The organism is Paenibacillus sp. WLX1005, assembly GCF_046603685.1.
In the GTDB taxonomy this organism is placed as follows: domain Bacteria; phylum Bacillota; class Bacilli; order Paenibacillales; family Paenibacillaceae; genus Saccharibacillus.
On sequence record NZ_CP176756.1, the window covers coordinates 3,034,924 to 3,048,006 of the forward strand.

Here is a 13,083-nt window from a genome sequence, read left to right on the forward strand (position 1 = left end):
TTTTTTTTGAATTTATTGCTGTATACGTAAGTTATAAAAAATAGGTATCATACTAGAATTATGTTGAAACTCTGTTATTAATTTATCAGCGATTTGCTGAGAATCCCCCCATTCTTGAGAAGCTTCTATTAGAGGAAATTAAATATAGGTACAGACATTCCTTCGATTTCAACGCTTATTCCTTCATGTTGCTCCTACTCAATAAAGAAAATATCTTTAATTGGAGCTGCACTGGCTTGTTCACCTGATCGAAGCAACAACATATCCGACCAACGTCCTCTGACTTCCCACCAGTCCCATTTAGCATTCGGATTCTCCCAATATCCCCATTTCCCTGTCTTTTGATCTTTAGCGTTATACCCTACATATTGCATCATATAATCATCAAATGTAGGGTACTTCTCTCTGTGTGGAATTTGTATACGTTTTAAGTGTGTTAGAGCTTCAAGCGTGGTCATCATCGTCTCAAAAGAAGTAACATAAAAACCAGAATCATATGGCGAGACAAGTCGTCCATCTTCCATTTGTATATATTCCGTTGACTCCGATTCATAAGATCGTTGATATTCTTCTTCTACATCAAAAAACGCCAGATACTCTTCAGGGCAATTTCCCATATTATTTTCTTGGAATGGAGCTAATAGGTCCTCTACACTGTTCAAATTAGGTGTGATAACGGCAACTGTAAAATGACTCATATTTATCTTCCTCTCTGAATATATATTTTTTATTTATCATCACTTTTCAAAACAAATCACGAAGCAATTAGGCTGATACGTATCGCCTTGATGCTCCACGTTCAATACAGCCTTCTGATAAGCAGACGGCACAAGCAGCCAACGTAAGACCTGCTGCATCCCTAAAGAGCCAGTGCCAAAGTAAAACCAGCTTAATCCGGTGAACTGGAGCTGCTCTGTTGTCGTCCGGATCGTGAGTCGATACCATTTCTGATCGCTAAAGGTTCCACGAATGGTAACAATATCACTGATACGGATGCGCCCAGATTCAATGAGCCGCCGAATGGTTCTCATGCGCTCATCCGGACATTTTTTATAATAATAGCGATATATCATGGCTGTTACACCTTATCAATCGGTTGAAGGAAGTCCATGTATTTTACCGCCTGTAGAGCATTGGAAGTAAGCTGCCGCTGCCAAGCTCCTTGACTTGGCGCCCATTTAAAACCGCGCTTTTTAAGCACATTACGCTGCTCGTCGGACGGCTTTTCATCAAATAAGATTTGTAGGCGGTTGGCTTCCATATTGCTCAATACCTTCCCACCTTCAAATTCCCATTCATCAGCAGGTTTCTGCTTCAAATCATTCAGTCGTGTCTGTACTCGTTTGATATTCTGTAGATTATTTGTTAGGGGAAACGATGGAAAAGGCACAGGAGATGTCCGCCAATCTTTTGACATGGACAGCTTGAGCTCATCTACCTGTTGATCGTTAAGCTGCGAGCAGCCATCCAGTGTCTTATGCTTACGATAATAAGCATTGACCGCCTTCATATGATCTTGATCTGCTTGCATAGCTTCACGCTTCCTCTCCAGCTTACCCATAGCGTCTGGATCGTCTGCACTGATACCGCCTTTACCAACACTACGCATTTTCTCCAATAAAGAATCTATTTCTTGATACTCTTGCATATTACGCTCTCGTGCTGCGTTCTGTTTTTCCTTTTTACGCGTGGGGAAATTACCACCACCTGTTATTAAAACAGAAGGAACACGGGCATCGATAATATTGCGCTTATTAAGGTTCTCCGCTAATTTGAGAGCGTAAGCATCAGCCAAAACATCCAATTTTTCGTGATACATTGGATCGACTGTGCTTTTGCAATGTTTTGCCACTTCGTAGGCACGATCTACCATCGCCTGATATTCAGCAGTTGCACGACGTGCGGCTTCTTCATTAATGGAATAGTATGTCATCTGTAAACCCTCCGATTCCCATAAAAAAAGGCGAACGTTTCCGTGATGGAAACTGGGGACTGACCCCTGTCTCTGAGACAGGGATCAAAACACCTTGATTTATCAGCCAGTTGCCGGTATTCAATCGGTGACTGGTTGTTTCGTTTCGCTTGAATACGAATTGCGTTATAGTAATAGATGTACTCTTGTACCGTTTGTACAACGATTGCCGTCGTTGTGCAAGTGAGATTCTCAAGGTAGAACGTTTCAGACTTTAGTGTGGAATGAAACGATTCGATCAGGGCATGATCAGCGGGTGTTCTTTTGCGGGACATGCTCATGGTAATGCCTTTTTCCTTTACAGCATCCTGGTACGCATGTTAGGTATACGCGGAGCCTTGGTCGCTATGCAACATTGCTCCGCTCACGTCAGGGAGCTGCTGCAGTGTATCCAATACAAAATGTACATCCTGTTTATCGTTAATACTGTAGGCCACAACCTCACCGTTGTATAGATCCAAAATGGTCGACAGATACATCATGCTGTGACCATAAGGGAGATACGTAATGTCGGTGACTAATTTTTGCAAGGGACGCTCAGCTGCGAATTGCCGCTGTAGTAGGTGCTCTGCTACATATGCAGGTTGTCCTGTTTGTTTGCGCTTTTTCACCTTGACGCGACATTGCCATCCGTTTTGTTGCATGATTCGTTGCACACGTTTGTGATTCACCTGCTCTTGACGCCGTAATTGAGCCGTCATTTTCCGATAGCCATAACGGAAACGGTGCCTCCGACACAATTCTCGAATGCGTAAGACAAGCTCGTTTGACTTTGCAGGTGATTCTCGCTTCCTCCAACGATAATAGGTGGAACGGGGAAGCCCGATCCATTCACAGGCTTGCTGTATGGTCACTATGCCCTTGATGCTCTCCATCCAGGGAATTACGACTTCTGGCGACAGCTCCTCTCCAACTCTTTGAACTTTTTTAGCACTTCGACCTGTTGCTTTAAAAATCGATTCTCTGCACGTAGTTTCTCTGTCTCGGTCACAGAGTCCGGACCTTTACCATAACTGTACTGCTTACCAACAGGCTGTTCTAACCGATTCAGTTCCCCTGCATGGTACCAACGTAACCATGTCTCTACTTGTGACTTATTTCGAATATTAAGTTGTTCCATGACCTCGCGTTTCGGAACACCAGCCAATCTTAATTCAATAGCTTTCATTTTGATTTCGAGTGGGTAGCTGACTCTTGTTGCCAATGCAAAAACACCTCCAAAGTTGTCCTCTACATCTTACGATGGTTAGGAATTCTTTTGAAGGTGTTTTGATTTGTCTCACACTATGGGGTCAGTCCCAAGGCTGGTCTCAGATTTTTTTTGCACAAAAGTTAGGAGTAACTAATGCTGTGTTATCTAACTATGAGCGTGATGTTAGGGACCCCGATACAGCTACTTTAAAAAAAATAGCCGAGTTACTTGAAGTTAGTGCGGATTATTTACTAGGGCTAACAGATTATAGAAACGTTGAGGATTACAAAAAAGAAAGCAAATTTGCAGTTGATTGGACGGAAGAAAAAAAAACTGCTGCCGCCGCTTTTGTAGAACAAATGCGGAAAATGCGAGGCAATATGTACAATAATTAAATTGTTCTTTATTATGGGTATAGTTATTAATGAAGAATCAGATGCAATACAAATGTGTAAGAAGCACAAACTCTAAGCTATCATGAAATCCCTAGAAGTTCCGTGCTACTTGCTACATAAGGGATTTTGGCGTTTTGATTTAGTCTAAAAATGAGGTTCGCGGAAATCGCTTGTTTTCTTCCATGTGGAGTAAGTGCTGAAAAGGCGGGTAGTCGCTTATTACGTAGGCGCACGAAAAGAAATATGTGGAGTAGAGAAAAACATAAGAAACCGTTCTTAATCTTGAACGGTTTCTTATGTTTTCTTAAGTTTATATTGATCAGCACTTACATTCTGAAAAAAACGAAAAAGCTTAATTGCATCGTCAAAACCAGTACGGTATACAGGAGCTATCTCATCTATACGCTGTATGTACATTGTTTCTAGCTTTTCAGCAGCATCTCGCAAATGGTCTGGCAGATGAGATTTTATGCTGGTTAAAATCTCATCAAATTCACTATATTCTTCCTGTAGTTTTTCTTCATTCTCCTGAATTATAATCTCAATTCTTTTCTCAATAGAGGGTTTAATAAACTCTAGCATACCGTCTACTCCTCCTCTCTACAAGTTAATTTACTGCATGTTTACAGAAGCTCAACATATTTTTAGCAATCAACTAGTAAGCTTAGATAATAATATGCACACAAATTATAACGAACAAGTGTTCTGAAAACAAGTAAAATTTGAGTTAGAAGATCCTTATTAGACTCTAAACACTAATAAAAGTGAAGCTGATTAGTATAGTTAGTTTATTACAATCTCAAAAATTTAGAAACAGGAAAACTGTCGAACTTTGTATGTATATTTATAAAATCGAGAGCATTCGATTTTTCTTGACTTTTTTGTATGGAAAAAAAGAGGCTTCATGCCTCTGATAAATTCTGTATAAGATGTTCAATCATTTGCTTTTTCGATCTGGCAACATTTGCTGTTTTATTAGTCCTATAAAAATGAGCTACAACTGCCCAGCCATTATCTGTAATGTGACTAATCTGCCCTGCATCAGCTAACGTCCCATTATCTAACTGAATAAATCCAAACGCTTTTTTACATTCAGCTAGCGTACTAATCCCTACAAACATCCCGCGACGAGTATGGTAACATGGTACACTGTGTCCACTATTATTGTAAGTATCAATTTTAAAAACTTCTTGGATATCAAAATTTTCAAAGTTCCCGGCTTTTTTACCATCAATTAACTTTACACCCAAAATGCCCATAATCACTTACCTTTCTTTAATACTTTAGGCAGCTTCTGTGCTCCAATCAACCCTTTTCTTTTAGCAGCAGACTTCTCACTATTCTTCACCAATATATTCATAATGTATCCTGCAACGCTCTTTTTCAATTAGATACCCCCTCTTCATGTTTGTTAAATAGCGGGGAAACAAGAATTGCCTGAATAAAAAAAGTAAGCGCTAGTACAGAAGAATTAAAGATCATATTACTCATTACTACAACTATACAAACTATTTTCAATTGAATATCCGACAGTTTATTGCTTTCTGTGACCTCATCTCCAGCATAGTTCGGAGCGTATTTCAAAAATATAATTGCTGACACTATATTTAATGCCCAAACGTAAGAAATTTCTATTAAAGGTATAACACTAAATATAGCAGCAGATAAGATAGTACAAACTGTAATTGATCTTAGATGCATACCACCTGAATATTTTCTAAGCACTATGAATGCCATCATTGAAATTAGAGAACCTATTACTTTTCCTGTAAACAGTCCTACTATTAAAACTAAAACAAATGTAAAAAAATAATTCAGGTATATATTGATTTGCCAGCGTAATACCTCTTCAGATGCTGGATGATCAGGATCACTCATTTTTAAATGCTTGCTTAAAAACGAGGAGATACTTTCGATTACCATTGCATATCCCCTTTTCGCGAAAAATAATAAGCTAGAGAGAAACTAAAGGCTGCCAATATTACCAAAGCAAATACATAACCATAATTAAGAAATAGGATCGCTACAAATATAGTCAGCGCGGATAACATTGTACTACCAATCATTTCTACATTCTGTCTAGTTGTATAGTCTTCCTTGTTAAAAAAATCATGAGGCGGTAATAAAATAAAAGAAAAACCCAAATTAAAACGCCATAGAACAAAACATAGTAGCAATATAGCCACTTCCGTGCTGATCTGTACTGCATATACAGCTACACCACTTATTTCTTTAACAATTGAAGTATCCAGGGCACCAGACAGATCAAAAAAGTAGTATATACCGAGCTGGATCACGAAAAAACCCAGCATTCCGGTTGCAGCTATAAAAGTAGCATAATGCATTTTAATTCTTATAATAAAACGAAGAAAAATTACAAAAATTAAATATTGTATAGGTAAATCCAGATAGGGCATATTAAACTGTACTCTGCACAAGTAAGAAGAAATAGTTATAATCAAAGCTAGAACCGATAATCTTTTCAAATACATAATTACAGGTAGTCTATAAAATTTAAAAATTAATGCTATCATGGTTGCCGCATCAAAAATGCTCAAAATAATATACATAGCTTTATCCACTTTGCAGTCCACACTCTCGCACGGAGAGTGACCAGTCCTTTATCATCCATGCTCCCCCTATTGATTCACAGTCCACGCTCCCCCAAGGAGAACGACTTATGTAACATATAATGGATACAAGATTCCCTTTTTTATCAAAATTATACGACAATCTGCATAATTCCGCTATCAGATGATACACGCTAAGTAATTAATTTATCACACCTATACATGATATAGTTAAGCCGTTAAGAGATGATCCTATGCTTACCTTTTTTATAAGTTTTAAAGTAGTTTAAAAATGAGCTACAACAGCCCAACCATTATCGTCGCTCCTTGTGCAGGAGTGTGGATTGAAATAAATACGCATTGCAGCAATTGCGAACAAAAGCGCCAAAAAGAAAAAGGTCTTCAAGCATCGGAAACGCTCGAAGACCAACAAGTAATATCACCGAGGAGCAATTATATTCCCCCTCCACCTAATACCATTATAACCAATCTTCTAAAAAAGGAGGCTAACTTTAGTATTTCTTATCCAGAAGGCGCTAAAATGCGCAATATATTACTTCAATTATAGCTCTGATCACTTTATATATCAGTCTGTACACTTTATACATTGTATTACGCAATAGAAGATCATATCTGCAAAAAATAGAAGTTGTTAGCTGATGCTGACAGCTCTTTTCACTTTCGACAATGTTGTATGAGTAAGAACATGCATACAAAACTGAAGTGATTCGTTTCTTATAGTTTATACAGGAACATTTTATTAACTTTCAAATCATTTTTCCGAATTGTCCGAAAATAGATTCGCATTAATCTCAATTAAAATGATATAATTAAGAAGAAATCCGATTTTTCCGAAAAGGGTGATCATATGAGAGCAAACTTCTTACTGAAATTAATAGAATACTACAATGAAGAGAATAATTATTTGTTTGAAAAAACTGTACTTGAACTGTCTGAGGAGGAAAGGAAAAAAGGTAATATTCAGCTAGCGAGCAAAATAAACTCAGCATTAAACTCAAAGAAAGATAAATAATGGAAATGGTAATCAAAAAGAGACTATATTTTCTCAATCTTCTGGGTTAAAAATGTATGAACCTACGAATATATATACACCAAAGGATAAAAATACAAATAATAATTTAGTTGATTGGTATTATCCAGAAGACATTGAACAAAATTCTTTGATTTTTAATCAGTCTATAAAAGAGCAACTAGACAATATAGTAAAAGAGTATAGCAACAGAGATATTTTATCAGATTTAGGATTAGATTTTGAAAATAGATTGCTTTTATGTGGTCCGCCTGGTTGTGGAAAAACATCAACTGCCTTTCTATTATCTAAATTGCTAAATTTACCTCTAGCGTATGTTAGATTAGATAGTTTAATTTCGTCTTTACTAGGGCAAACAGGAAGTAACATAAGAAAAATATTTGATTCAGTAAATAAGAAAAACGTCATACTTTTTTTAGATGAATTTGATGCAATAGCAAAAAAAAGAGATGATAATCATGAACTGGGAATTAAAAAAAAGAGTTGTAAATACACTCTTGCAAAATATTGATTTGCTATCTGATGAAGTATTTGTAATAGCTGCTACTAATCATCAAGATTTGTTAGATAAAGCTGTATGGAGAAGATTCAAAACGTCCATTTATTTTAAACTTCCTGATTTCCATATGAGGTCGCAGTATATTGAAAAAGAGTTAGCCAAATATTCTTATATAAATAAAATAGATATTCATAAAATAGCTAATTTAACTAAAGATTTTAATTTTTCTCAACTTCATGATGTATTAATAAAAGCAATAAAGACGGCTGTATTTCATGAAAAAAAACAAATTATAACAACTAATCATTTTATGAAAATTATAAAACAATATACTTTTTTATTTAATGATGCAAATTTAGAGTCCACTACTTTAAATGAATTAAAAAATAAAGGCTATACACTTAGAGAAATTAATGAACTTACTGGTATACCGAAATCTACTATTTCTGATCGTTTTTAGGAGAGATTGATAAGATTGAACAATAATGAAAATGATAAAAATAAGAACCCGAAAAAACATTTTTGGATTCATGATAATGAAGTAGAATTCGTGACTTATTCACCAACATCTCGAAATAAACCAAAAGATATTGATCATTACAATCATGGGATTTTTTTATCAAAAGGTATGAATAATATCGAAAAAACACACCTTAAAAGCTCTCATCCACTAAAAGATAAATTAATGATATTTAAAATTGAACTGCCAGAAGAAGATATCGTAGATAAAAGAGGAGATTATGAAAATTTATTTTTAAAAAATAATTTAAAAGTTAATTCTATTAAAAAGTCTAATGTGGCTGTTGTATCCACTACTCCAGCTCATTTCAAAAGTTTATCTAAAAAGTTGAATAGTTATACTAGTAGGAAAGGAGCATCCTATAACTTTTTTCAAAATATAAAATCAATTTCTTCTTTTGACTCTGATGAGAAACTATCTACGAATTTGTTAGAGAAATACTGAATCTATTCAAGATGTTCAAATAACCTTACTACCTAATTTAGAGAAAGAAGAATACACGGAATTAATCGAATATATTTATCAGAATATACTCAAAGAACATGGACAAATTATTGAAAATGTAATATTACAAAATAACACCCCTATAATTCGAGCCTTGCTTCCATCTAGCGGTCTGAAAACATTTTCTGATCAAGAAATTGTATTAGGCATTAAAAAGACTCCTTTTTTTGGAACTAAACAAGAAGGCGGTGGTCAAAATGAAATTGATCTAACAGATGTAGCCGTCCACTTCCCTGATGATCCTAAAAATTTACCAGTAATTTGTATTCTGGATGATGGAGTATTTTTACCTGAAAGTATGAAAGATTGTATTGCTGGTCGTTATGTAAGCCCTGACTTGAAATATCCCCCCACCTGTGAACATGGAACAAAGGTAGCAAGCAGAGCAATATTTGGAGATGACATTGATAAACAAGTACAGCAAAAAAAATTAATCCCGAAAGTCAGAATCATAGATGCAGCGATTAACGACGGTCGAAGTGGTGTCGGAGAATCTACGTTAATCAATAGAATAAGGTCAGCAGTAGAAAGTATAAAAGAACAAGCTCAAATATTTTGTTTGTCTATGAATGCAGAAGAGCAAATTTCAGAGGATTCTGTTGGAAACTTAGCTTATGTACTTGATTCTTTGACAAAGGAGTATGAAGAAGATAACATCCAATTTGTTGTTCCTACTGGGAACCATAAACTTTGGACGTATTATACAGAATTTGCTGACATAATCGATGATGATTCTTCGAGAATAGCAGCACCCAGCGAATCTTTCCATGCACTAACTATTGGGTCAATCTCAAGAGATGAGCATCAATATAGTATCTCTAAAAAATTAGAAATTTCGCCTTTTAGTAGAATTGGATTCGGATTTGGCGGTTGCAATAAACCTGACTTAGTTTATCCTGGAGGAAACGTTTATATAAATAATAATAAAGGATATATCTCAGCTAATTCAGCAGCATACGTTATAAATAACCAAGGGAAACTTTGTCAAGATTTTGGTACTAGTTTTGCCGCTCCGATTGGTGCTCAAGAGTTAGCTTTATTAAGAGAACAAGTTCCTTACAAAAATATACGAATTGCTAAATCATTATTACTGCACCATGCTGATACTCCTCACATTCAATTATACGAAAGTTCTAAAGAAACACGCGAACTTCATTCAAGAATGTATGGAAAAGGAATGGGGAATTATGATAGTGCTAGATCTTCTTTTAGAAGTCGAGCCACATATCTAAGAGAAGGTAAAATGTCCCGATTAACTAAACAGCGGGTAAGATTTTATATGCCTTCTACTATAGCAAGTTATTCTAATACAAAACAACCTGTTATAAAAGTCTCTATAACTTGTGTTACTTTCTCTAAAGTCGATCAAAGCAAGGGGGGTGAATACTTAAGATCATATATAGATGCATCACTTCATAAAATCAATTCAAATAACAACTCTACCACAGACAATCCTCCTGGAAAAGAAGGTAGACAACCTTGGCATCATGTTCACCATTTTAGTCAAGTAATCAGTAGTTTCAATCCCGGAGATTGGGAAATATGGTTGCATTTGTTTACTAAACCAGAGTTAAGCAATGAAGAAGAAATCCCTTATATTTTGCTAGTTTCTATAGAAGACCTAACTAACAATGATGTAGATATTCACGGTGGTATTTCATTAGAAACTGAATCTAGGTTTGAAATCTTAAACGAAGTAGAAATAGAAGCTAATGAATTGAATTTAGATAATGGAAATTATTAATTTCTAAAGGAGTGTTTAGAATGAACAATGAAGAAAAATATGTATTAATGATGCCTGTTGTAAAAACCGAAGAAAAGGAAGTAATGTTTAATCCTTCTTCTGGGATGGATACCGCTATTGATGCACTTCCGGTAGAAACTCTTGTCAATTTTGCAAAAACATTTACCGGTTTTGAGCTTGATACAATCGAAGTTCATATTCGAGGTGTAGCAAAAAGTGGTGGAATTACTCAATTAGTAGTTGGTTTAGAAGGTGAAGCTGGTGTTAAATTAACTCTTAAAAAGAATAAAAATTAAAGTAAGGAGCGCGAACCTTCCCAGATTTTATATGTGCTTGGGTTCGCGCTTCTTATATTTATAGCCGTATCTCTGTTTATCTTAGCTATACTACTACATTATTTGTTATATATTCGTAAATCTTGTGTATCATCGTACATACTTCCATAGATGGTTACGACTTTACCGGTGCATGCGATCAAACCGTTCTTTCCGCTCACATCTGTTGTGATCTTGATCGTGTATTCCCCATCTCGCGTATTCTCATTAATGTACCATTTGCGATCTACATACTTCTCTCCTGTGACAGGCGATACCGCCGTATGCTTCGGCAGCACCCAAGTCGCCTCATCTGCATTACCAGCGATTCGCTCCATCTGCACCGTATCAATCTTTTCACCGTAGGTATTATAAATATAGGCAGTAACTTTACTCGGTCCGTGGTAGCTACCACCCATTCGGCGTGCTGTACCCTCGTAGCCTTTTGGAACCTTACTCTCCCAATCGGTATCGTAGTTGGTTTTGACGGTCAACTCAAACCCATAACCGGCTCGCGTGACACTATTCGGATCTTTCCCATGATCTCGACTCCACGGAATGATTTCCCAACTGCCCCTTGACTCTCGATCACTGTCCTTTGGATGATCCGGGTCGGTGAGAATGCCTTGTTTCGTATTGACGGTTGCCGACAATGCTAAACTCTCGCGATAAGTCACCGTTTTGTATTTCCAGATTGGCTTTTTATGCTTTCTGCCCCGTCGATCTTTATCGGTGTTGTATCCTGTGATTGTCGGGTACGTTACTGTCCAATGTGCCGAGGCATGATCACCTTTGCAACTACCAGCCTTCCCGTCAGCCCCCATAACGACACAGGTTCCAATCGCTGTGTTATTACTATAGTTGATATCACTTGTCTGCTCTTTTGGATCAACGTTCACCATGATTTGATGATTCCCCTCGCCTTTACCGCTCCACTGGAAAGGCCCGACCTTGGTCACCTGATTTGCCGCAAGCGTCTTCATCGCTTCGTAAATCGTGCGTCCGTTGTCGGTAAAGCGGATTAACACATCATTTTGCGTTGTCGGCCCCACACTCTTCACCTTCGCTGTGATCTGAGCTTTATCCCCGTCTGTTATCTTATCAGGATCGACGGTAACCGATTGTGCTATCAAATCTGTGTAGTCGCGTGTCCACTCGTCCGTGATCGTATTATTATCGTATGCTTTATCCGGGTACTCAACGGCATGTTCTTCGTGTGATGGATTATTGACGGTTACACTAGCTTTGATCTTATACCTACCAGCTTGTTCCCCCACCTGCACATTGCCGAAGTAGTAGCTATATTCCTGTCCGTTTACAGTTTTCTTGGAGCTGCCGGTGTACATCCCTTGCAACGTCTGATCTTCTCCATCCGGCCCCGTAATGGTGACTTTCGCCAGCATCGGAATACCACGTTCACTAACGTAATCCGATGTTGTGTAGTCCTCACCATTGTAATGGAACTTGACCCACAATTGATTATTAGCGGTCAATGTGAGCGAGTCTGGAATAAAATCCATGTTCAGCAACTCAGCAATATTAATAGTTTTAATTGCTGTGCGACCATAGCCATCCTCCAGCATAACATCGATCTCATTGCCCAGATTTTCACGCAGTGCATTCAGATTCGTCACACTTACGCTACCGGTAGCCGTATCCTTGTCTGCGGAGATCATTTTCCCATCCGTAAGTGACATGACATGTTTCAGATCTGGAAAAGCTCCTTTCTTGGTTGCAACAATGCGGATATTTCGCTCGGTGAATCCATATGCTTTATAGCTCAACTTGAATCCCTGAAAAGTGCGTGTAAACGACAATTCAGGCCAAGCAGATGCCGTATAGATCGCTTGTCGCTCATCCTCACTGATCTTTTTGGTACGATCAAACTTATAGCCCATACGTTGTACAATTCCAGCAGTTCGCAGAAATTCAAAGCTATGCTCTACTGTATAATAGAATGGATTTTTATAAGCGAATACCTCATCATTCGCATTAGCTGCAAAAGTATCGCGATAGTAATTCCATTGCTTCGACGAAATACCACCATTATTCCCTTTTGTAAAAGCATCAAACATCTCGCTCAATGCTTCTGGACTCTTGTATACCAACCCAAACCCATTTTCTTTGTCAAAGTCGGGATCGCCATCACGAGGTTTTACATTGAAAACATCATAGTTTGGGATGATAGTCTGCTTACTATCGGGATAGTTAACAATCCCCTTCCACTGAGTGAGTTGCCATGCCCGGGTCACAGGCTCTGTATCTCCTAAAGCTGGAACTATACCAGTCAAGCGTTTATTGTTCTCTCCATAACTCCATCCT

Annotated in this window: 15 protein-coding genes and 1 pseudogene; 6 read left to right on the forward strand and 10 right to left on the reverse strand. The window is 37.4% G+C overall.

The genetic code is table 11. The features are described 5' to 3' along the window. Nucleotides 1-194: 194 nt before the first annotated feature. The 4 genes and pseudogenes from ACE3MZ_RS12935 to ACE3MZ_RS12950 all read right to left on the reverse strand — a co-directional run. The gene (locus ACE3MZ_RS12935) at nucleotides 195-698 is read right to left on the reverse strand and encodes a hypothetical protein (protein ID WP_411342580.1); all 504 of its coding nucleotides are present in this window, start codon (nucleotides 696-698) and stop codon (nucleotides 195-197) included. 39 nt (nucleotides 699-737) lie between these two features. Beyond that, the gene (locus ACE3MZ_RS12940) at nucleotides 738-1,073 is read right to left on the reverse strand and encodes a hypothetical protein (RefSeq protein WP_411342581.1); all 336 of its coding nucleotides are present in this window, start codon (nucleotides 1,071-1,073) and stop codon (nucleotides 738-740) included. A 5-nt stretch (nucleotides 1,074-1,078) separates the two neighbouring features. Beyond that, nucleotides 1,079-1,933 (reverse strand): hypothetical protein, encoded by an 855-nt coding sequence (locus ACE3MZ_RS12945; protein WP_411342582.1) that lies wholly within the window; start codon nucleotides 1,931-1,933, stop codon nucleotides 1,079-1,081. Between the two features lie 104 nt (nucleotides 1,934-2,037). Then, a pseudogene (locus ACE3MZ_RS12950) lies at nucleotides 2,038-3,176 on the reverse strand (IS3 family transposase); the annotation flags it as partial. A gap of 38 nt (nucleotides 3,177-3,214) precedes the next feature. On the opposite strand from ACE3MZ_RS12950, the gene ACE3MZ_RS12955 reads away from it, so the two are divergent. Further along, the gene (locus ACE3MZ_RS12955; protein ID WP_411346786.1) at nucleotides 3,215-3,559 is read left to right on the forward strand and encodes a helix-turn-helix domain-containing protein; all 345 of its coding nucleotides are present in this window, start codon (nucleotides 3,215-3,217) and stop codon (nucleotides 3,557-3,559) included. A 294-nt stretch (nucleotides 3,560-3,853) separates the two neighbouring features. On the opposite strand, the gene ACE3MZ_RS12960 is transcribed toward ACE3MZ_RS12955, so the two are convergent. The 5 genes from ACE3MZ_RS12960 to ACE3MZ_RS12980 form a co-directional block, all read right to left on the reverse strand. Next, nucleotides 3,854-4,141 (reverse strand): hypothetical protein, encoded by a 288-nt coding sequence (locus ACE3MZ_RS12960; RefSeq protein ID WP_411342583.1) that lies wholly within the window; start codon nucleotides 4,139-4,141, stop codon nucleotides 3,854-3,856. Nucleotides 4,142-4,461: 320 nt separating this feature from the next. After that, nucleotides 4,462-4,818 carry a dipeptidyl aminopeptidase gene (locus ACE3MZ_RS12965; protein WP_411342584.1) on the reverse strand — a complete coding sequence of 119 codons (357 nt, stop codon included), beginning with the start codon at nucleotides 4,816-4,818 and terminating at the stop codon, nucleotides 4,462-4,464. 2 nt (nucleotides 4,819-4,820) lie between these two features. Continuing rightward, nucleotides 4,821-4,946 (reverse strand): hypothetical protein, encoded by a 126-nt coding sequence (locus ACE3MZ_RS12970; RefSeq protein ID WP_411342585.1) that lies wholly within the window; start codon nucleotides 4,944-4,946, stop codon nucleotides 4,821-4,823. Continuing rightward, nucleotides 4,943-5,482 (reverse strand): accessory gene regulator B family protein, encoded by a 540-nt coding sequence (locus ACE3MZ_RS12975; RefSeq protein ID WP_411342586.1) that lies wholly within the window; start codon nucleotides 5,480-5,482, stop codon nucleotides 4,943-4,945. Before ACE3MZ_RS12975 ends, ACE3MZ_RS12970 begins: the two co-directional genes overlap by 4 nt. Next, nucleotides 5,476-6,129 (reverse strand): hypothetical protein, encoded by a 654-nt coding sequence (locus tag ACE3MZ_RS12980; protein ID WP_411342587.1) that lies wholly within the window; start codon nucleotides 6,127-6,129, stop codon nucleotides 5,476-5,478. The genes ACE3MZ_RS12975 and ACE3MZ_RS12980 overlap by 7 nt, the downstream gene beginning before the upstream one ends. A 1,085-nt stretch (nucleotides 6,130-7,214) precedes the next feature. Between ACE3MZ_RS12980 and ACE3MZ_RS12985 the strand changes: the two genes are divergently transcribed. From ACE3MZ_RS12985 to ACE3MZ_RS13005, 5 genes are all read left to right on the forward strand, one after another. Continuing rightward, nucleotides 7,215-7,691 (forward strand): AAA family ATPase, encoded by a 477-nt coding sequence (locus ACE3MZ_RS12985; RefSeq protein WP_411342588.1) that lies wholly within the window; start codon nucleotides 7,215-7,217, stop codon nucleotides 7,689-7,691. Then, nucleotides 7,639-8,139: an AAA family ATPase gene (locus tag ACE3MZ_RS12990; RefSeq protein WP_411342589.1), complete on the forward strand. Its 501-nt coding sequence runs from the start codon at nucleotides 7,639-7,641 to the stop codon at nucleotides 8,137-8,139. The genes ACE3MZ_RS12985 and ACE3MZ_RS12990 overlap by 53 nt, the downstream gene beginning before the upstream one ends. 15 nt (nucleotides 8,140-8,154) lie before the next feature. After that, a complete protein-coding gene (locus ACE3MZ_RS12995; RefSeq protein ID WP_411342590.1) occupies nucleotides 8,155-8,643 on the forward strand; it encodes a hypothetical protein in 489 nt (162 codons plus the stop codon). A gap of 154 nt (nucleotides 8,644-8,797) precedes the next feature. Continuing rightward, complete coding sequence (locus ACE3MZ_RS13000) at nucleotides 8,798-10,447, forward strand: S8 family peptidase (protein WP_411342591.1); 1,650 nt, start codon at nucleotides 8,798-8,800, stop codon at nucleotides 10,445-10,447. 20 nt (nucleotides 10,448-10,467) lie between these two features. Further along, the gene (locus tag ACE3MZ_RS13005) at nucleotides 10,468-10,743 is read left to right on the forward strand and encodes a hypothetical protein (protein ID WP_411342592.1); all 276 of its coding nucleotides are present in this window, start codon (nucleotides 10,468-10,470) and stop codon (nucleotides 10,741-10,743) included. Nucleotides 10,744-10,841: 98 nt separating this feature from the next. On the opposite strand, the gene ACE3MZ_RS13010 is transcribed toward ACE3MZ_RS13005, so the two are convergent. After that, nucleotides 10,842-13,013: a CARDB domain-containing protein gene (locus tag ACE3MZ_RS13010; protein WP_411342593.1), complete on the reverse strand. Its 2,172-nt coding sequence runs from the start codon at nucleotides 13,011-13,013 to the stop codon at nucleotides 10,842-10,844. Nucleotides 13,014-13,083: the final 70 nt, after the last annotated feature.

What these genes read in the sequence shown, in the direction of transcription:
- ACE3MZ_RS12980 (WP_411342587.1), bottom strand. Translation starts at nt 6,129, where the DNA reads ATGTATATTATTTTGAGCATTTTTGATGCGGCAACCATGATAGCATTA.
- ACE3MZ_RS12975 (WP_411342586.1), bottom strand. Translation starts at nt 5,482, where the DNA reads ATGGTAATCGAAAGTATCTCCTCGTTTTTAAGCAAGCATTTAAAAATG.
- ACE3MZ_RS12985 (WP_411342588.1), top strand. Translation starts at nt 7,215, where the DNA reads ATGTATGAACCTACGAATATATATACACCAAAGGATAAAAATACAAAT.
- ACE3MZ_RS12965 (WP_411342584.1), bottom strand. Translation starts at nt 4,818, where the DNA reads ATGGGCATTTTGGGTGTAAAGTTAATTGATGGTAAAAAAGCCGGGAAC.
- ACE3MZ_RS12990 (WP_411342589.1), top strand. Translation starts at nt 7,639, where the DNA reads ATGAACTGGGAATTAAAAAAAAGAGTTGTAAATACACTCTTGCAAAAT.
- ACE3MZ_RS12955 (WP_411346786.1), top strand. Translation starts at nt 3,215, where the DNA reads ATGGTTAGGAATTCTTTTGAAGGTGTTTTGATTTGTCTCACACTATGG.
- ACE3MZ_RS12945 (WP_411342582.1), bottom strand. Translation starts at nt 1,933, where the DNA reads ATGACATACTATTCCATTAATGAAGAAGCCGCACGTCGTGCAACTGCT.
- ACE3MZ_RS12960 (WP_411342583.1), bottom strand. Translation starts at nt 4,141, where the DNA reads ATGCTAGAGTTTATTAAACCCTCTATTGAGAAAAGAATTGAGATTATA.
- ACE3MZ_RS12935 (WP_411342580.1), bottom strand. Translation starts at nt 698, where the DNA reads ATGAGTCATTTTACAGTTGCCGTTATCACACCTAATTTGAACAGTGTA.
- ACE3MZ_RS12940 (WP_411342581.1), bottom strand. Translation starts at nt 1,073, where the DNA reads ATGATATATCGCTATTATTATAAAAAATGTCCGGATGAGCGCATGAGA.
- ACE3MZ_RS13005 (WP_411342592.1), top strand. Translation starts at nt 10,468, where the DNA reads ATGAACAATGAAGAAAAATATGTATTAATGATGCCTGTTGTAAAAACC.